General features: G+C 68.3%; 15 protein-coding genes. 3 read left to right on the forward strand and 12 right to left on the reverse strand.

Annotated features, from left to right (window positions below):
- The first annotated feature begins 22 nt into the window (after window positions 1–22).
- Complete coding sequence (locus tag ACFVIV_RS20725) at window positions 23–307, forward strand: esterase-like activity of phytase family protein (RefSeq protein ID WP_379198832.1); 285 nt, start codon at window positions 23–25, stop codon at window positions 305–307.
- A gap of 3 nt (window positions 308–310) precedes the next feature.
- Here ACFVIV_RS20725 and ACFVIV_RS20730 read toward each other — a convergent pair whose 3' ends face one another.
- Genes ACFVIV_RS20730 through ACFVIV_RS20755 form a run of 6 tightly spaced genes read right to left on the reverse strand, consistent with a single transcriptional unit; the run spans window position 311 to window position 6,207 of the window.
- The gene (locus ACFVIV_RS20730; protein WP_379198617.1) at window positions 311–1,249 is read right to left on the reverse strand and encodes a hypothetical protein; all 939 of its coding nucleotides are present in this window, start codon (window positions 1,247–1,249) and stop codon (window positions 311–313) included.
- Window positions 1,246–2,454 (reverse strand): hypothetical protein, encoded by a 1,209-nt coding sequence (locus ACFVIV_RS20735; RefSeq protein WP_379198618.1) that lies wholly within the window; start codon window positions 2,452–2,454, stop codon window positions 1,246–1,248. The genes ACFVIV_RS20730 and ACFVIV_RS20735 overlap by 4 nt, the downstream gene beginning before the upstream one ends.
- Complete coding sequence (locus tag ACFVIV_RS20740; RefSeq protein WP_379198619.1) at window positions 2,454–3,098, reverse strand: hypothetical protein; 645 nt, start codon at window positions 3,096–3,098, stop codon at window positions 2,454–2,456. The genes ACFVIV_RS20735 and ACFVIV_RS20740 overlap by 1 nt, the downstream gene beginning before the upstream one ends.
- Window positions 3,095–4,297 (reverse strand): ATP-grasp domain-containing protein, encoded by a 1,203-nt coding sequence (locus tag ACFVIV_RS20745; RefSeq protein ID WP_379198620.1) that lies wholly within the window; start codon window positions 4,295–4,297, stop codon window positions 3,095–3,097. The genes ACFVIV_RS20740 and ACFVIV_RS20745 overlap by 4 nt, the downstream gene beginning before the upstream one ends.
- Window positions 4,294–5,238, reverse strand: coding sequence for a glycosyltransferase family 2 protein (locus ACFVIV_RS20750; RefSeq protein ID WP_379198621.1), 945 nt, complete (start codon window positions 5,236–5,238; stop codon window positions 4,294–4,296). The genes ACFVIV_RS20745 and ACFVIV_RS20750 overlap by 4 nt, the downstream gene beginning before the upstream one ends.
- Window positions 5,239–5,250: 12 nt before the next feature.
- Window positions 5,251–6,207 (reverse strand): NAD-dependent epimerase/dehydratase family protein, encoded by a 957-nt coding sequence (locus tag ACFVIV_RS20755; protein WP_379198622.1) that lies wholly within the window; start codon window positions 6,205–6,207, stop codon window positions 5,251–5,253.
- Window positions 6,208–6,481: 274 nt separating this feature from the next.
- On the opposite strand from ACFVIV_RS20755, the gene ACFVIV_RS20760 reads away from it, so the two are divergent.
- The gene (locus ACFVIV_RS20760; RefSeq protein ID WP_379198623.1) at window positions 6,482–8,086 is read left to right on the forward strand and encodes an ABC transporter substrate-binding protein; all 1,605 of its coding nucleotides are present in this window, start codon (window positions 6,482–6,484) and stop codon (window positions 8,084–8,086) included.
- A gap of 5 nt (window positions 8,087–8,091) precedes the next feature.
- On the opposite strand, the gene ACFVIV_RS20765 is transcribed toward ACFVIV_RS20760, so the two are convergent.
- Complete coding sequence (locus ACFVIV_RS20765) at window positions 8,092–9,309, reverse strand: TMEM143 family protein (RefSeq protein WP_379198624.1); 1,218 nt, start codon at window positions 9,307–9,309, stop codon at window positions 8,092–8,094.
- A 268-nt stretch (window positions 9,310–9,577) separates the two neighbouring features.
- Window positions 9,578–10,432, reverse strand: a complete 855-nt coding sequence (locus ACFVIV_RS20770) for an alpha/beta hydrolase family esterase (RefSeq protein WP_379198625.1) — start codon at window positions 10,430–10,432, stop codon at window positions 9,578–9,580.
- Window positions 10,433–10,651: 219 nt separating this feature from the next.
- On the opposite strand from ACFVIV_RS20770, the gene ACFVIV_RS20775 reads away from it, so the two are divergent.
- Window positions 10,652–12,817, forward strand: coding sequence for a hypothetical protein (locus tag ACFVIV_RS20775; protein ID WP_379198626.1), 2,166 nt, complete (start codon window positions 10,652–10,654; stop codon window positions 12,815–12,817).
- 64 nt (window positions 12,818–12,881) lie between these two features.
- Here the strand turns inward: ACFVIV_RS20775 and ACFVIV_RS20780 are convergent, their stop codons facing one another.
- From ACFVIV_RS20780 to ACFVIV_RS20795, 4 genes are read right to left on the reverse strand one after another with little or no spacing between them, the layout of a single operon-like run.
- The gene (locus ACFVIV_RS20780; protein WP_379198627.1) at window positions 12,882–14,090 is read right to left on the reverse strand and encodes an acyltransferase domain-containing protein; all 1,209 of its coding nucleotides are present in this window, start codon (window positions 14,088–14,090) and stop codon (window positions 12,882–12,884) included.
- 20 nt (window positions 14,091–14,110) lie between these two features.
- Window positions 14,111–15,727, reverse strand: coding sequence for a (2,3-dihydroxybenzoyl)adenylate synthase (locus ACFVIV_RS20785; RefSeq protein WP_379198629.1), 1,617 nt, complete (start codon window positions 15,725–15,727; stop codon window positions 14,111–14,113).
- A 5-nt stretch (window positions 15,728–15,732) separates the two neighbouring features.
- Window positions 15,733–16,971 (reverse strand): beta-ketoacyl synthase N-terminal-like domain-containing protein, encoded by a 1,239-nt coding sequence (locus tag ACFVIV_RS20790; protein ID WP_379198630.1) that lies wholly within the window; start codon window positions 16,969–16,971, stop codon window positions 15,733–15,735.
- Entirely contained in the window at window positions 16,968–18,095 is a 1,128-nt protein-coding gene (locus ACFVIV_RS20795; RefSeq protein WP_379198632.1) for a beta-ketoacyl synthase N-terminal-like domain-containing protein, read from the reverse strand. Before ACFVIV_RS20795 ends, ACFVIV_RS20790 begins: the two co-directional genes overlap by 4 nt.
- Between the last annotated feature and the right edge of the window lie 7 nt (window positions 18,096–18,102).

The following is an 18,102-nucleotide window of genomic DNA, read 5'->3' on the forward strand; positions in this document are numbered from 1 at the left end:
TAGTCTCCTCCAGGGCGGCCCGATCCGACCGCCACCACCGGTTCCCTCAACCGTCTCCATCCTCGCCGCGGATTCCACGACCGCCTCGAAACTCCTTGTCATGGAACGCTCGTTCGTCGCCGGCGTCGGCAACAAGGTCCGCGTCTACGAAGCCGACCTGCGTTCGGCGACCAATGTGCACGGCGCGTCGACGGCCGGCGCCCGGCCCGTCACCAAACGACTGCTGGTGGACCTGGACGACGTCGGTCTGTCGCATATCGACAATGCCGAACAGGTGACCCAGGTCGTCGCGCTCGCGGTCCGCTAGCGGTCAGCGCCCGGGCAGGGCGACGGCGTAGCGGGGCAGCAGGCGGCAGCCGAGGCGCTGCTTGACCTCATCGAGGCCCTTGCCCCAGATGAGGCCCTGCTTTCCGGAGGTAGCCGCCCAAGCGACGGTGCGGCGGACGCCGTCGAAGTACAGGTGCTGGTGTCCGCCCGCGCCGACCGGCAACGCACCCCATCGGTGTACCAGCGGCCAGCTCGGATGATCGAGGATGGTGAAGGCCGCCAATAGGTTTCCCGCCGCATCGTGATAGGACACCGACCGGACCTCGGGATGGGCCAGCAGCGTACGCAGCCACCGATCGGACATGCGCGGGGGCTGCCGCACGCCCCGGTATTTGACCTCGGTGCGGCGGAACAGTCCGATCAGCTGCTCGGCGTCGAGCTCGCTCGCCAAGCCGTCTCCGGCAACGAGATCCGTTGCAGCCGAGAGTAGTCGGGCGCCTTTTCGCAGGCTCCTGCGTCGATTCGACGACAGTGTCCCCAGCCAGCCGTCCGCATCCGGCCATTCGATCGGTAGCACCGCAAGGGGATTCACCTCCCTGAGGATGCGGACGTGGCCGAGCGCGGCGGCCTGTTCACGGTCGAGTTCGCGCCACAATGTGCCGAGCACCGCATGCCGGAACCGGGACCGCAGCCCGCCCGCGAGGAGACGCAGCATCTCGGTGTGCCGTTCGGGGTCGGCCACCCACCAGCCCGGCTGTCCGGTGCTGCCCGGTGCGGCGACGTTCGCGACGCCATAGGTCCAGCGCGCCGCGGCCATGGCGACCGGGGTTCCGCTGTCGCGCGCTACGGCCAGGCCCAGCCGCGGTCCGCCGGCCGCGAGGACCTCCCAGGCCCAGGTTGCGCGAAGCCCGTTGGCGCGCCGGAACTCCTCCCACCAGGCGGGTTCGCCATCCCGGTTCGGGTCGAACACTTCGACGGTCACACCGGCCTCCCGAGCCTGACCAGGGCCGCTGCCGCGAGCACGGCGTAGGAGGCCACCAGCGCCCAGAGCGCCGCGACGGGTCCGTGCGCGGGGATCAGCAGCGGAGCGAGCACTACCACCGCGGCGAATTGGGCCGCGGCGCCGGTGGCGGCGATGATCAGCTCGCGGGAACCGGTGTTCTCGAGCAGGAACAGCGCGAGGCTGACCAGCGCGTGCATCGGGATCTCGAAACACAGCAGCACCACCAGGAGCGCTGTGCCGGAGAAGGGTCCGGCGGCCACGGCCGCCAGTGCGCACCCCGCCCCGCTCCCGGCCAGCGCGATGACGAAAAGCCTTCGGGCGATGTCGATTCCCGCGCGTGCCCCCGTCCCGCGCAGCCGCAGTGAGGAAGCGGGCTGATAGATCCGCAGCAGGTACAGCAGCAGCGATCCCACGACGCTCGAAACCAGCAGGGCCAGATACAACGTGGTGCTGTCGCCATGCCGGCTCCCGAGTGCGAGCACAAAATAGAGCACCCCCACCGACGCCGCGCCGAGCGGCTCGTACAGGCCGAGCAGCAGTTCGGAACGCAATACCGCCGCCGTGACCTGCCGCCGTGGTCGGGCGGATGTCCATCCGGCCGTCGCCGACAGAGCCGCGCCGATTCCCCTGGCCGACCACAGCGCAGCGCCGCAGGTGGTCATCGCGAGCAGCAGGAGCTGACCGGCGGGAGTCAGTCTCGTTCCCGCACCCGTGGCGATCAGCAGGAGTGCCGTGAGCAGCAGGAACCCCCGGCTGTCCCGCGCCGGCCGACCGGCTGCCCGATGGACCGCCACCACCACGGTGAGCAACCCGAGCCCGGCGCTCCACGCCGCCGCCAGCGGATAGACCACCGCCGTCGAACCCGCCGCGACCACGGTGCAGAGCACGGCAATCGCCAGCGGCACAGCCGAAGTCAGTACAGCGGTGCGCGCCACGGCATTCGCGGTGCGGGGCAGTCGTGGCACCAACTTGAGCACGGTCTTCTCCGCCCCGGAACTCAGCAGCGCGATCCAGGCCGTCGCACCCGCCGCCCCGGCATACAGCCCGAACGCCTCGGCTCCCCAGCACGCCAGCAATACCAAAGCCATTGCGTGGTAGGCGATCCGGAAAGCTCCCCGCCCGGCCAGCAGCGACAGCACGGTGCCGATCGTGGGCAGCGCCACCCGATCCGGGGCCGAAACCATCACCGCGTCCGTGCGCGCACGCGCCGCTGCACCTCACCGCCGGCCCGATGCCACAACCGATCCGGCAGGCAAACCACCACCACGGCAATGACCGAATGCACCGCGATGAACACATACGCCTCGGCCCGGCTGGCGACATGCCCGAGCACCACCGTCATGTGATCGGCCCAATCCCATTGCTCGGCAACCCCATTGCCGCGCAACAACTGGAAGGTCAGATCCTCGATCCCCGACAGCATGATGAGAATCCCCGCGTACCCGACCCTGCGCACCGTCGCCGCCCCGCCCCCACCCAGCCGCAACGCGAAGACCAGGCACAGAATCAACATCGGCACCAATATCCGCATCCACGCGTAATGCCGATCGAGATCACCGTCCATGGCGGCCGCGAAGATCTTCGGCACCAAGAAGCAGAACACCGCCACAAACCCGGCAAGCGCCGATACCTCCACCAACCTCCCCCGCCGGAACCAGTCGGGCCGCAGACTCGCAATCGTCTCGGTGGCGAACACAAAGGGAACCAGCGGCATGAGCAACGCCCACAGATTCCCGAGATCCTGCTCCTGCCCACCCGTCAGCCAGACGGCAGCGGCTGTCACGACCGCGAGCACCCCGAGGCCCGCACTGCGAATCACGGAGCTCATGCGGCACCGCTCAGCTCGAAGCGCAGTGCATTGTGTGCTCGTGCGGCCGCAGCGGCAGCCTGTTGTGGCGAATCGGCCGCGATGACGAAGTGCCCCAGCTTGTTCGCCGCATTGTCGTACGGCAGCGCCGGGGAACCCGGGTGTGCGAACAGGGTGAGCTCGACCAGCTCCGGGATCGTCTCGGCCGCGTCGGCGCCGATCACCCGGGTGATCGTGCCGGCTCGGTCGGCGAACAGGATCTGTGCGACGGCTTCGCGGGTCTGGGTCGGGGTGACATCGGCGGGCTGTCCGGTGGCCGCCGCGATGGATGCGCCGACGAGGTCGACGCCGTACGCGTGGCGGACCAGGTCGCCGAGGCCATTGCCGCCGACTCGGGCGCCCATCTCTATCAGGTGTATTCGGTCCGCGTCATCGATCAGCAGATCGACGGTCAGCGGGCCGCGCCGGTAGCCGAGTTCGGCGACCAGGTCGTCGAGCATGTGGGTCAGTTCGTGCGTTCGAGCGGCGTCGAGATCGGCGGGGACCCGATGCGCCGTGGTCACGAAGTGCGGGGGAGGGGTGAGGGTTCTGGCGCTCACGCCGACGAAGGCGATACGGCCCTGGTCGACGAATGCTTCGGCGCTGTAATGTCTTCCGGATATGAGTTCCTCCACGATCACTCTCCCGTCGCTGGCGAAGTCGCTGGCCGTCGCCGCCGCGGCCGCCACCTCATGCACGTCGGCGCAGGCCTGGATGCCGCGGCTGCTCTGCGCGTCGATCGGCTTCACCAGGACGGGGAATCGCAGGGACGCGGCGCGGATCGGCAGATGCGCATCGACGAGACCCGTGACATAGCGGTGGTGTGCAAAGCCGAGACCGTCGCAGACGGCTCGGAAATGGGCTTTGTCGGCCGATGCGCGCACCACCGCCTCCGCCGGTGCACCCGGGAGCCGCCAGTTGCGGATCAGCCTGCGCTGTGCGGGCAAGCCGGTGTCGCTGGCGGGGGACAGCACACCCACGAGATCGGTGCGGCCGTCGAGCGCGTTCGCGATCGGTTCCGGATCGTGAATGCTGAGGTGCACGAACTCGTCGGCGAGTGGCCGTGCGAGGACATCGGGACGGCGATCCACACAGATTGTGCGGTAGCCGAGTTCGCGGGCGCGGCGGTAGGTGGGGATGGAACCGTCCGCGCCGCCGAGGATTACCAGGGTGCCGCTCATCGGACGCCACCGGTGATCTCGGCGCGCTCGAGCTCCAGCCGATCCGGCGGCTCGATCGGTAGATCGGATTCGCGGACGTAGTAGAGCGCCGGGCCGTAGCGGCCGGCCGCCAGGACCGAATACCGCAGCAGTAGAGCCGCGGTCGGCAGCATGGCCAGCTGGGCGAGCAGCAATGCGGCCATAGCCGGCGAGTTTCCGGCGGGGCCCAACAGCATCAGTGCCGCGAGCGCCGCGAGCGTCCCGGCCGCCAGCCCGACCGTGGCGGCCGTGGCGAGGGCGGTGGAGTGCCCGACGTACAGGTCGAGGGCGTGCCTGGCGAGGCGGGCGATGGTGAACTTCGATCGTCCCGCCCGGCGGGCCCGATGCGCGGTCCGCACGGTGATGTAGCGGCTGGTTATCCGCGGCAGCGTCGCCATGAAATACGGTGCTGGACGGCGTAATTCGACCACGCGACGAGCGACGCCGGTCCGGATGAGGCGGAAGGTGGTCGCGCCGCGCGGCAGCTCGATCCGGAGCAGGCGTCGGGCGATGAGGTCCGACAGCGTGGATCCCCAGCGCCGCAGCCGCGGATCGTCGCGGTGGTCGCGGACGGCGAAGACCGCGTCCACCTGGTCGGTCGCCGCCGCGATGAGCCGGTGCGCCTCGGCCGGATGGCCCTGCAGGTCGGCGTCCACGTGCAGCACCCAGTCCTTGCTCGCGTACTTGTAGCCCGCGGCGAAGGCGGCTTCGAAACCGAACCGGCGGGCGAACGAGATGTAGTGCACGCGTGCGTCGTTCGCGGTCAGATCGCGCAGCAGCGGCAGCGTCGAATCGGTGCTGCCGTCATCGACGAACACCAGTTCCAGGTCGTGCTCGCCCAATTCGGCGACGATCGCCCGGTGCGCGGCGAGCACGGTGTCCTCCTCGTCCAGGCAGGGGACGACCACGGTGAGGCTCAGCATGGCCGGCGCGCCTCACACGGTCGCCGACGAGACCGGCGCGGGCTGCGGAAGCCAATGCGAGCCACGGGTTTCGGCGAACCATTCAACGGTATCGCGCATGCCTTCCGCCAGCGGCCGCAAGGACTCCGGGTCGATCCCGATGGCCGTCAGGGTGGTCGGATCCGCCGAGACCGTGGCCCCCGGCTCCTCACCCGGCCGCATCGGCAGGCTCAGGACGGGAACCCGGGGATGACCCAGCTCGACGCACTGGTCGATGATCAGCTCGGCGATGGACCGGACCGAATGCGACTGTGCGGGACCGACTTCCACGACGGCCTCCGGCACCTCGCCGCGCGCGGACGTCTCCAGCGCCGAAACCAGCGCCCGCGCCACATCGCCCACCCACACCATGTCCGAGCGCTGCACGCCGCCGCCGTACAACTCGACCGGCCACCCGGACAGCGCCCGGCAGATGACCGCCGGGGTGAGCTTGCGCACCTTGCCCGCCCCGAACGGCGCGGCGGCCACCTGGCGCGGGCCGTAGGCATTTACCACCCGCACATTGACGACCCGGGTGCCCCGGTAGGCGTTGTACATGTGCACGAACCGCTCGACGGCGGTCTTGGAGATCGAATAGCTGTTGTTCATCCAGTGATTGCCGACGCAGATGTACACGCCCGGCAGCTCGTACTGCGCCACGGCCTCCAGAAAGTTCAGGCCGCCGGTGAGATTCGTCTCCGCCGCCGGTTGCGGCCTGCGTATGGTCTCCTGGGTGCCGAGTACCGCGGCCAGATGGATGATGCCGTCGCAGTGTGCGGCGAGCTCGGTCATGGCGGTCGCGTCGCGGATATCGCCGAGCATGATCTCGTACGGCTGGGCGCCCGCGCGGCGCCGGTGGTCGAAGATCACGGGTTCGTGACCCCGGTGGGCGAGTTCCTCGCACACATAGGAGCCGATGAATCCCGACCCGCCCGTGATGCCAACTCTCATCTGACGCCTGCCTCGCATATTATCCGGCTATTCGCCGGTTATTCCGGCAGATTGACAGGCTTTTGACCCAATCCGCCGGATTAATCTCGGATCTGCGTAGTCTAGGCACAGACTCGCTGTGAAAGGCTCGGTTTCACAGGGCTTCTCGCCGGATGCGCTGACAAGTCCCCTTCACACGGTTAGTGTGCGAACCAATTCCGACGTGATCGGGCGGGGCCTCGGTGAACCCGCGTGTCGCGCACGATCACTCATGCCCGGAGGACAGGAGAGGGCGTTGCGATTTCTACGATGGGGTGCGCTGACAGCGGCGGCGGTGCTGGCCACGAGCCTGGCGCTGACCGGATGTTCCTCGAGCGAGAGCCACAGTGATGTGGTGACCGTGAATGGCGGCGAGCCGCAGAATCCGCTGGTGCCGACGAATACCAATGAGTTCTTCGGCGGCCGGGTGGTGGATCGGCTGTTCGCGGGGTTGAAGTACTACGACGCGGAGGGGGTGGCGCACAACGAGGTGGCGCAGTCGATCGAGACGACCGATCGGCAGCACTACAAGGTGACGCTCGAACCGGATTGGAAGTTCACCGACGGCACGGCGGTGACGGCGAAGTCGTTCGTGGACGCCTGGAACTACGGTGCGCTCGGCACCAATGGGCAGTTGCAGAACTGGGTGTTCACCTCGATCAAGGGATATGCCGACGTGGCCGCGGAAAAGCCTGTCGCGCAAACCATGTCGGGGTTGAAGGTGGTCGATGATCGGACCTTCACGATCGAGCTGGAGCATCCGTCGATCGACTTCGAGCTCTCGCTGGGGTTCGCGCCGTTCTATCCCATGCCCGAAGCGGCGTTCAAGGATATGGAGGCGTTCGGGAAGAACCCGATCGGCAACGGGCCGTACAAGTTCGCCGGGCCGGATGCCTGGGAGCACAATGTGAAGATCGACCTGGTGCCGAATCCGGACTACCAGGGCGGGCGGCCGGCCAAGAACAAGGGCCTGCAGTTCAAGATGTACCAGTCCTTCGATACCGCGTACGCGGATCTGCTGGCCGGCAATCTCGATGTGCTGGACACGATCCCGGACAATGCGCTGTCCACGTACAAGGATGATCTCGGGGATCGCGCCATCACCAAGGCGACCGCGCAGAACGAGCATCTCGGCATTCAGCCGAACCTGCCGCACTTCGGCGGGCAGGAGGGGCTGCTGCGCCGCCAGGCCATCTCCATGGCGATCAACCGGCAGCAGATCTGCGACACCATCTTCAACGGCACCAAGATTCCGGCGACCGATTACACCGCGGCCACGCTGCCCGGTTTCCGGGAGAACCTGCCCGGTTCGGAAACCCTGCGCTACAACCCGGATGAGGCCAAGAAGGTGTGGGCGCAGGCCGATGCCATCGCGCCGTGGTCGGGGCGGTTCGAGATCGCCTACAACTCCGACGGCGGGCATCAGGCGTGGATCGAGGCGGTGGCCAACAGCATCAAGAACACCCTCGGGATCGATGTCGTGGCGGTGGCGTACCCGACCTTCAAGCAGATCCGCGATCTCATCCATTCCCGGTCCATCGGCAAGGCGTTCCGGTACGGCTGGCAGGGCGATTACCCGTCGATGCTGGAATTCCTGGTGGCGCAATACCTCTCGACATCGGATACCAACGACATCGAGTACTCCAGCCCCGAGTTCGACACCCTGCTCTCGGCCGCGCAGGCCGCATCGTCGCCAGAGGCGTCCTACGAGAAGATCGCGCAGGCGCAGACGGTGCTGGTCAAGGACATGGCCGATATCCCCCTCATCAACTACATCTCCACCGCGGGCCGGTCGGAGCACGTCAAGGAGGCGGAGCTGACCTGGGCCGGGCTGTTCGATTTCGAGAACATCGTGAAGTAGCGCGTTCACCGGTTGTGGCGGAAGAGGTTGTCCCAGCGGCGGTCCAGCCGCCGCTTGGCCTCGGGCAGCCGCACCACGCCCAGCCGGCCGTGCTCGTTCTCGGTCAGCAGGTCGAGTTCCCGGAGCTTGTCCAGACCGTCGCGGATCTCGAAGTCGAAGGCGGTGTCCCAGCGTCGGCGGAACCAGCTCTCGATGCGCTCGTCGAGTTCCGCGGCGGTCAGCGGGTTTTCGGCCGTGTCCAGGAAGTGGTAGGCCAGCAGGGTTTCGTTGACCTCCGCTTCCTCCGCCGCGCCCAGCAGATGGTGGAAGACGCCCGCGTCATTGTCCAGGTTCCGGAAGTACAGGTGCTCCGAGAGCGACTTCATCAGTTTGATCTTGCGGTTCTTGAACTTCGAGAACTGCCGCCACAGATAGCCGCCGAAGGCCGCCAGCCCCGCGACCAGGGTCACCAGCGCGGTCTTGTCCAGGTGCACGGATTCGTCGCGCAGCCCGATCCAGAATGCGAGCAGCAGCGCCAGCACACCCAGTGAGGCAATGAGTTTGGTGGCGATCACGACGATGCCGGAGATCACCGCCGGCACCCCGATCAACAGCTTGTCCCGGGTGCGCATCCGGACCCGCACGTTCGGATACAGCATCTCCAGATCATTGCGCGGCACATTCTGGAACAGCTTGAGCAGCACCGAACTCGTGCCAGGCGGGCGACTCGGGGCGTCGTCGGTGAAGGCGATGTACACCAGAACCTTGGCGTAGTTGGTGAATTCGATCCGCCGCCGCCGCAACCCGTAGAGCGACTTCACCTCCTCGGTGCGCTGCGACACCCCGCGCCGGAAGAACATGACGGTGTCGATGCCCTCCTCCTCCACCGCCAACCGCACCTTCACCAGCGAGTCCTCGGCGAAAGCCCGCGCGATCTCCGCCGCATCGATCCGGGTGAATTCGGCGGCCTCGGCCAGCGCCACCAACTCCGCCTCCACCGTCTCGCGCGCCACGGCCCGATCCTTCGCCGTCACGGTGCCCACGGTCCGCACATCCTCGGCCGGATCCACCAGATGATAGGCATCGAGCACCGCATCCCCCCGCGCCTGAAACCGATAGTGCGCCAATGCCGCCAGCATCCGCGCGAACTCCGCGAACGACTCTCGCTCCTCCTCCGGAAGCTCTCCCGCGCACAGCGAGATGACCGCATTCTTGCGGAACGGCAGAAAATGTTCGGTACCCATCGGCAACTCCTCTCGGCAGGCAAGCCCGCTGCCTTTCGGGTACCACACCGAGAGCGTTCCGTCATGCCGGTCGCTGAAGTCATTCGCACATTGGGGTGTTGTGATACCGGATTCACAGACCCTGTTCAGGGCTAGTTGGCTGTCTTGTCCATGTGGTCCGGTATGGGCTTTATTGGTGCGGAAGTGGCTGCCGGGGGCTTCGGTCGCGGTAGCCACTTTCGTGTGCCCTGGCGGTGCCGTGGCGGGGACGGCGCCGCCAGGGACGGAGCTACGGGCGGGGGTGGGCGTCCAGGAATTGCCAGATGTGGTCGCGGAGGTCTTGTCCGGTATCGCCGCCTGGCCAGAGGTGGGTGACGCTCTTGTAGGTGCGCCACCAGATTGTGGCGCCGGATTTGCCGGGGGCGTATTTCCGCAGGGTGGCGAAAGTGTCTGTGGAGGTTTGCGGGTTGGGGTCGTTGTGGGCGCGGGTGAGCCACTTTTCGACATTGGCCTGTCCGACGGCGGGGGTGGAGCTGAAGTCGTGTTCGCCTTGGAAGAGGGCTACGGGGATGGGGCGGATGGGGGCGCAGGGGGTGGGGTGGGGGCCGGAGCCGACATTGGGGTCGGTGGGGTCGAAGCCTGCCCAGGAGGTGGCGGCGGCGAAGAGGTCAGGGGCGTCGCAGGCCATGCGCTGGGACATGATGGCGCCGCTGGAGAAGCCGTCGATGAAGATGCGGCGGGGGTCTGTGCACCAGGTGGATTGGATGTCGGAGACGACGTCGCGCAGGTAGGTGACGTCGGGGGAGTGCTGGTCGAAGTTCCAGTAGGTGGTGGGGGCTTCGGGGTAGGCGACGATGAAGTGGTGTTCGGTGGCGTAGGGGGTCCAGGCGGTGACCAGTTCGTGTACGGCTGCGGTGTTTCCGCCGCCGTGGTTACTTATCAGCAGCGGAGCTGATTTCGAGGTCAGGCCGGGTGGGACGTGTAGGCGGTAGGGGCGTGCGCCGACGGTGCGGGTGATCGTTCCGGCGGTTGGCTCCAGGTCGCAGGCCGGGGCTGCGTGCGAGGTGGAAGCGGGTGTGGCCATGCTGATCAAGGTCAGCATGGCGATGCCGGCGAGGCCGGTGCAGAGGTACCGCAGCGCCATCGGAGACCTACTCCTTCGGTAGCGACAATCCGGGCAGACAATGGGGTCGGCACACCATACAGCGATCTGTCAGCAATCGATGTGGCGACGGTCCGGTGAGTAGTGGCGGGCCGGGATGCGGGTAGTGCGTACTCGTGTGGCGGGCAGACGGCGGTGAAATGATGAAACGGCCCGCAAGCCTTCGCGGAGCACCAATGTCACGCCGTCCTGGGGGAATTCATGACAGAGCACAGTGGCCCGCCGACAGAGCGCAGTGGCCCGCCGACAGAGCACAGTGGCCCATCCGATCCGCTGGCCTTGCAGCGCGGCCCGGTCAGCGGCCGGTACGAAGGGTTCGGCACCGAACTCGGCACCCGGACGAGCCTGCTCGACCTGCGCATCGATATCGATACCCGCTATTCGGGCGACTCGCCGGTCATGAACCGGGTCAGCGGTGACTTCTTCCAGCTGCTCGGCGGGAGCCCGCCGCCCGCCCCGCCCGCGCAGCCGATCTATATCGAATCCTGGATCGTCGACAATCCCGCCGTCGCCTGGTCCGCCGATCGGGTGGTCGTCACCGGCGCGGTCCGGTACTGGCAGCGCACCCCGAATCCGGCTGTCCAGGTACGGATTACGGTGCCCTGGTCGGGTGCGGCGATCGGCCCGGCCATGGTGGAGTTCAGCACCGGAGGCACCACCACCGCCGCCTATCTCTGCAACTACCGTTCCGACGACTTCCGCACCATGGTGCTCGAACTCGATTACGCCGCATCGGTGAACACCGCACCGCACGTGCCGGTGTACGACACCCACAGCCACCCCAATCGCCCCGGCGGCACCCGCCGCCGCATCCTCACGCTGGAGAGCGCCTACCGGGAGGCGGGCGTCGGGCTGACCGTCGACCCGGTGCGCACCGTCATCGATGACAGCGCACCGGGTTTCGCCGGCTGGAGTCCCGCCGAACTGCACGACGCCATGGAGACCGCCTTCAGCCGCATCAATGGCGCCTGGCCGGCCTGGAGCATGTGGGGCCTGCAGGCGGGCACCTTCGAATCCCCGACGGTCGGCGGCATCATGTTCGACGCCGACGCCGGATTCGGTGGCGCGGGCCGCTCCCCGGAGCGGCAGGGTTTCGCGGTGTTCCGCAAGCACACCTGGTTCGACGACCTGGCGGCGGGCCCGCCGCAGACCGTCGCCCAGGCGCGGGCCATGCGGCACTTTCTCTACACCTGGGTGCACGAGGCGGGCCACGCCTTCAACTTCCTGCATTCCTGGAACAAGGCGCGCCCGAACTCGCTGTCGTGGATGAACTACGACTGGCGCTACGACATGATCAATGGCCAGGACAAGTTCTGGGCCGATTTCCGATTCCGTTTCGACGACGAGGAACTCGTGCACCTGCGGCACGGCGATCTCGCCTCGGTCATGATGGGTGGCGACCCGTGGGCCTCCGGCGGGCACCTGGAATCCCCGGCCGTCCGCGCCACCCGGCTCGGCCCGGACCAGTCGCTGGAACTGCTGCTGCGCGCACCGTCGTACTTCTCCTATATGGAACCGGTCGAGATCGAGTTCCGCCTGCGCAATCTGCTGCCGGTGCCGCAGTCGATCGACGCCCGGCTGTCTCCCGACCACGGCACGACCACGGTGCTCGTCCGCAAACCCAATGGCAGGACGGTGCAGTTCAACTCGGTCATGTGCCTCTACGGTCTCCCCGAGACCCGGGTGCTGGCTCCGGCGGCAGACGGCGCGCAGGGCCCCGATCGCTACAGCGAACTCGTGCCGCTCACTTTCGGCAAGCGCGGCTTCGTCTTCGACGAGCCCGGCCAGTACGAACTCCGGGCCGTCTATTCCAGCGGCAACCAGTACGCGGTGTCCAATACCCTCGGCGTCCGCATCGGCCAGCCCGCCACCAAGGAGCAGGACCGCTTCGCCGCCGAATTCTTCGACCGGCAGGTCGGTCTCGCGCTCACCTTCGGCGGTTCCATGTCCCCGTATCTGGCGACCGGTTTGCGGACCCTCGCCGAGGCCGCCGACCGTTTCGCCGATGACGACCTCGGCGCCAAGGTCGCCACCACCGTCGCCAAGAGCGTGGGCCGGGACTTCTTCGGCCGCACCATCACCGACGGCGAGGACAAGATGGTGCAGCGCCACAAGGCCGATCCCGCGGCCGCACTGGCGGTCACGGAACCGGGCTTGCAGCGCTACCGCAAATCCGACGACCGATCGGCCAACCTCACCTACAACGAACTGGTGACCCTGCGCGCGAATCTCCATATCGCCAACGGTGATCCGGAACTCGCCCGCCAGGAATTGGTCGCGCTCGCAGAAGACCTGAGCGCACGCGGCGTGAATCGGAATGTGCTCGAGGACATCACAGCGAGAGCCAAGGCCGTACCGCGCCGGTGAGCGCCTGGTCGAAAGTTCCCCTCGTGGGGCTCGGCAAGCACGCCGGATGACGGGTGGGGCTCGGCTATGGCCAGGTGATCGTGCCTCCGGCGCAGTGCAGCGCGCCGGCCTGGGTGCGGAAGCGCAGGGCGGCATTGCCGCCGCGCCGGATGGTGGACAGCACCGTCGCCTCGTGACCGGAGGTGTCGGCGTTCTCGCGGACGGCGTGCACCAGCAACGGGTGGGGCGAGAGCTCCACGAAGATGTCGTGCCCGTCGGCGAGCGCGGCCCGCACGGCGGCCCCGAAGCGCACGGGCTGCCGGAGGTTGTCGACCCAATAGCCCGCGTCGAACGAGGCGGCGGCCCGGGGATCGGGCAGCACGGTCGAGTAGATGTGGACCCGGGACGGCGCGGGGCGCAGGTCCCCGAGTTCGGCGGCGATATCGGCGAGAATCGGATCCACCTGCGGTGAATGCGAGGCCACCTCGACGGGAACGATGCGCGCCATGAGATCCCGCGCCGTCCAGGCGTCCACCAGCGCCCGCACCCGCACGGTGTCGCCGGCGACCACGGTGGAGGTCGGGGCCGACAATGCCGCGATGGTCACCTCCGGCCGGTCGGCGAGTTCCGCCGCGACGACCTCGCCGGGCAGGGCCACCATCGCCATGGCCCCGGATCCGCTGAGCCGCCGCATGAGCCGGGACCGGCGGCAGATCACCGCCACGCCGTCCGCGGCCGACAGGGCGCCCGCCACCACCGCGGCCGCCGCCTCACCCATGGAGTGGCCGATCACCGCCGCCGGTTCGGAACCATAGGAACGCCAGGTCGCGGCCAATCCCAGCTGCATGCCGAACACCGTCGGCTGCACCTGGTCGATGCGGTCGATCTCCCCGGAAAGCGCTGCGCGCAACGAGAATCCGCTCTCCGCAGCGATCAGCGGTTCGAGGCGGTCGATCTCGGCGGCGAAGGCGGGTTCGGCGGCCAGCAGTTCCCGGCCCATCCCCGCCCACTGGGAACCGTGACCGGAGAAGACCCAGACCGGTCGGGTGGCCGACCGTGCCCGGCCGACCGCGATCCCATTGCCCGGTTCGTCCGCGGCAATGGCGCGCAGCCTGCCCACCAGGGTGTCCCGATCGTCGGCGACCACCGCGGCGCGGTGCGGTCCGTGCGGCCGGTCCGCGAGTTCGGCGGCCAGCGCGAACAGGGGTTCGGTGGATGATTCGACCTTGCCCGCGAGGGCGGCGGCCTCGGTCGCCAGCGCGGCGGCCGAATCGGCGGAGAGCGTGAAGAACATACTGTCACCTCAGCGAAATATCAGTTGATGTACTGGCTGGCGAGCGCCTTCTTGTCGACCTTCCCCACCGCGGTCGACGGCATGTGCTCGACGATCTGCAGCCGGTCGGGGACCTTGTACGCGGCTACCTCGCGAGTACGGAAGAAGGCTTGCAGGGCGGCGGTTTTGGGCGGCTCGCCCGAGCAGATCAGGAAGGCCACCGACCGCTCCCCGAGCAGCGAGTCCGGCTCCGGCAGCAGCGCCGCCGCGACCACGCCGGGATAGGCGAGCAGATGGCCCTCGACCTCGGTGGCGTCGATCTTCTGCCCGCCGCGGTTGATCTGGTCCTTGGCCCGGCCGACCACATTGACGTGCCCGCTGGGCAGCAGCTTCACCAGATCGCCGGTCCGATAGAAACCGTCGGCGGTGAAGCCGCGCGCATTCTGTTCCGCGGCACGGTAGTAACCGCGCAGCGTGTACGGCCCCCGGGTCAGCAGCTCACCGGTCTCGCCGAATCCGACCTCGATGCCGTCCGCGTCGACCACCCGCAGCTCGTCATCCGCCGAGATGGGACTGCCCTGCGTGGTGTGCACGAGATCGTCCGGATCGTCGAGCCGGGTCAGGCACAGCAGTCCCTCCGCCATGCCGAACACCTGCTGCAACCGGCAGTCCAGGGTCTTGGTGACCGCGGCCGCCAGATCGTCGGCGAGCCGCGCGCTGCCCACCTGGAGCACGCGCAGGCTCGACAGATCCGCCTCCCCGTACTCGTATTCGGCGAGCCAGTGCGGCACCAGCGGCGGATTGATGGCCGCGATGGTCACCCGCTCGCGCTCGATCAGCTCGAACGCCGTCTGCGCACCGGGCAGCGGAGCGATCACGACGGTGCCGCCGGCCTGGAAGATGCCGAGAATGCCCGGGCAGGCCATGGTGTAGTTGAAGGCGATCGGCAGCACCGCGAGATACACCGAATCCTCGGTCAGCTCACAGATTTCCGCCGCCCGCCGGGCGTTGTAGGCGTAGTCGTCGTGCGTCCGCGGCACCAGTTTCGGCATACCGGTCGTCCCGCCCGACAGCAGCAGCAACGCGAGGTCGCTCGCCCGCGGCAGATCCTCCGGATCGGGCCCGGCCGGGGTCGCGAGCAGATCGTCCAGCGTCGCGAAACCCTCGTGCTCGCCGGCATCTCCGACCACGATGACGTGCCGAACTCCGGTCTCGGCCCGGACCTGCGCGGCGAGTTCGCGATAGTCGAACCGGGCGTGCTGATCGGCCACGATGTACCCCGCGGCCTCGGCGAGCCGCGCCAGATGGGTGATCTCGCTGCGGCGATGCGCGGGCATGGCGTGCACGGGCACGACGCCCAGCCGCACCAGCGCGAACCAGATCAGCACGAATTCGGCGGAGTTCGGCAGTTGCACGATCACCCGATCGCCGCGCCGCAGCCCGAGCTTCGTCAAACCGGTGGACAGCCGCCGCGCGTCGGCGGCGAGTTCGGCGTAGGTCCACCGGCGTTCGCCGTCGACCAGCGCGGTGCGGGTGGCGAATTCGGTCTCCCACCGATGCAGTCGTTCGCCGAAGGTCATGCCTTCCCAGTGGCCCGCGCTGCGGTAGAGCGCGGCGGCGTCGTCCGGCCAGCCGGGCCAATCCTTGTGCTGCTCCACGCCTTTCAGCCCTTCCGCCCGTTCCGGACCATGTCATGGATCTCGGCCAGCGACTGCACCTTGGTGATCGCCGCATCGGTGAGCCGGACCCCGTACCGTCGCCGGATCTGGGCCGACACTTCGAGCAGCATGAGCGAATCGACGCCCAGGTCCTTCGTCAGATGCGCGTCGTCGGTCAGCTCGGCGACATCGACCTCGAGCACGCGCGCCACCAGCGTCCGCAGCTCGCCCAGCTCCGGCTCCTCGACGGGCGCCGGCACGGTCACCTGGGTCGGCTCGGCCACTTCGTTCTCGATCACGTTGTCCCTCTTCTCCTTACGAATCGTGTGCCGCGGCCCGGTGAAGACCATGGCCGCCGCGACCGCGCCGGGCAGGCGGCAGGAGACCGCCAGCGCGGTACCGTCCCCGCCGTTCAGCGCCGCACCGGCGGCGACGCATTGCAGGACCCCGAGCGCCCCGGACTGCCGTCCCGCCCAGGCGGCCAGATCGATGACCTCGCCCGTCTGGGAACCCTTCTCGGCCAGCAGGATTGCCGAATCGTCCGCGGGCAGGACGGCGACGGCCGCATCGACGTCGCCGCCGCGCCGGTACTCGCCGAGGGCGAGCCGGACCCGGGCCCCGCGGCGATCCGCCGCCGCGGCCGATTCCACGACGACCGCCGCGGCGGCATCCGGCCACTGCGGTTCGTCATTGTCGTTCAGCAGTTTTCGCACATAGCGGTTGTCCGGCTCGACCCCGGTGACCACCACGGTGTCCGCGCGTCCGGACCGGATCAGCCGCCGCGCCCAGTGCAGGGCGTCCAGACCGCTGGTCGGTCCGTTGGACACGGTCAGATTGGGCGCCCGGAAGCCGTGCTCGATGGCGATCCAGCCCCCGGTGACATTGCTGGACGTATTGGGCAACGCGGTCGGGTTGAGCGCTTCCGCGTCCTCCTCGGCGATCGTGTCGAGGAATGCGCAGATGCTGTCGAGGTTGCCGAGATTCGTGCTCACCACCGTGGCCGTGCGCTCGGATTCACCCAGGTAAGAACGGTTTTCACCGAGCAGCCCGGCATCGATCAGCGCCGCCTCGGCCGCCCTTGAGGCGAGCCGTGAGGCCCGGTCGCGGTGCCGCAGATGCTTGCCCAGCAGGCCGGTCTCCGGATCGAATCCGTCATCGTGCCGCCGATAGGGCTCCAGCAGATCGGCCGGACCGCGCAAACCGTCCACGGCGGTTCCGGTTCCGGTGACGACGACTTCGGTCATGAGGCGACCTCCACAATCGCGACGGCATTGATTCCACTGAGGCCGAAGGCATCCACCTGCGCGAGGCGCATGGGCCCCACGCCCGGTTCGCCGCGGACCAGATCCAGCCCGTCGGCCTCCGCCATGGGCTCGGTCAGCCCGCGAATCGGCGGCACCCGGCGCTCACGCAGCGAGACGGCGGCCATGATCAGGCTCAGCAGCCCGGAGCCGCCGAGCGTATGCCCGGTCGACGCCTTGATGGCGGTGATCATCGGCTTCGCCTCGGCGAAAACCTCGTGCAGCATGCCGGTTTCGACGAGGTCATTGCGCATCGTCCCGGTGCCGTGGCACAGCACCAGATCGATCTCGCCCGGCTCGACCCCGGCGCGCTCGTGCGCTTGGCGCACCACCCGGGTGACGCTGCCCTGTTCGGGCACCGTGGGATGGTCGGCATCGCAGTTCAGCGCGACCGATCGCAGCGTGGCCCGGATCGGCCCGCCGTGCCCGGGCCGGCGCAGCACCACCGCGGCCGCGCCCTCGCCCATCATCATGCCGTGCCGTTCCGCCGCGAAAGGCCGTACCTCCGTGGGGTTTCCGGTCTGCACGCGGTCGAAGATGCCGAAGGTGGCCTCGGTCAGCCCGTCGGTGCCCGCCACGATCACGGTGTCGCACTCACCGGCCTCGATCATGTCGGCGGCCAGTCCCAGCACGGTCAGCGACGCGGCGCACGCATTGGCGAAGGTGAACGTGTCCACCGCACCGAAGCGTTCGCGCACCGCCGTGCCGAAATGCAGGTCATCGAACCTCGCGTCCGCTTCGCCGCGCCACCACAGCTCCATCGACCGCTGCTCGCGATGCGTGGTGCCGACGAGTACGGGGCAGCCGTCCGGCAGTTCGGTCAGCCCGGCATCATCCAGCGCCTGTGCGATGGCATCCAGCAGCCATTTCGTGGACCGGCGCGGTTCGTCCCGGTCCGGATCGGTCCGGTCGTCGATCTCGTAGGCCACCTGCGAGCGGAATTTGCGGGTATCGAACACGCGCAGCGGCCCCAGCCCGGTCCGCCCGGCACACAGCGCGTCGTGAATGGTTTCCGGATCGTCGCCGATACACGAGACGGCGCCGAGTCCGCAGATATCGAGCGTCACAGCGCTC

This window comes from Nocardia sp. NPDC127526 (genome assembly GCF_042672265.1).
GTDB lineage: Bacteria > Actinomycetota > Actinomycetes > Mycobacteriales > Mycobacteriaceae > Nocardia.

Bases quoted from the DNA above. Each gene is read 5' to 3' on its own strand.
- ACFVIV_RS20735 (WP_379198618.1), bottom strand. From the start codon at position 2,454: ATGGTTTCGGCCCCGGATCGGGTGGCGCTGCCCACGATCGGCACCGTG.
- ACFVIV_RS20740 (WP_379198619.1), bottom strand. From the start codon at position 3,098: ATGAGCTCCGTGATTCGCAGTGCGGGCCTCGGGGTGCTCGCGGTCGTG.
- ACFVIV_RS20745 (WP_379198620.1), bottom strand. From the start codon at position 4,297: ATGAGCGGCACCCTGGTAATCCTCGGCGGCGCGGACGGTTCCATCCCC.
- ACFVIV_RS20750 (WP_379198621.1), bottom strand. From the start codon at position 5,238: ATGCTGAGCCTCACCGTGGTCGTCCCCTGCCTGGACGAGGAGGACACC.
- ACFVIV_RS20755 (WP_379198622.1), bottom strand. From the start codon at position 6,207: ATGAGAGTTGGCATCACGGGCGGGTCGGGATTCATCGGCTCCTATGTG.
- ACFVIV_RS20765 (WP_379198624.1), bottom strand. From the start codon at position 9,309: ATGGGTACCGAACATTTTCTGCCGTTCCGCAAGAATGCGGTCATCTCG.
- ACFVIV_RS20770 (WP_379198625.1), bottom strand. From the start codon at position 10,432: ATGGCGCTGCGGTACCTCTGCACCGGCCTCGCCGGCATCGCCATGCTG.
- ACFVIV_RS20775 (WP_379198626.1), top strand. From the start codon at position 10,652: ATGACAGAGCACAGTGGCCCGCCGACAGAGCGCAGTGGCCCGCCGACA.
- ACFVIV_RS20780 (WP_379198627.1), bottom strand. From the start codon at position 14,090: ATGTTCTTCACGCTCTCCGCCGATTCGGCCGCCGCGCTGGCGACCGAG.
- ACFVIV_RS20790 (WP_379198630.1), bottom strand. From the start codon at position 16,971: ATGACCGAAGTCGTCGTCACCGGAACCGGAACCGCCGTGGACGGTTTG.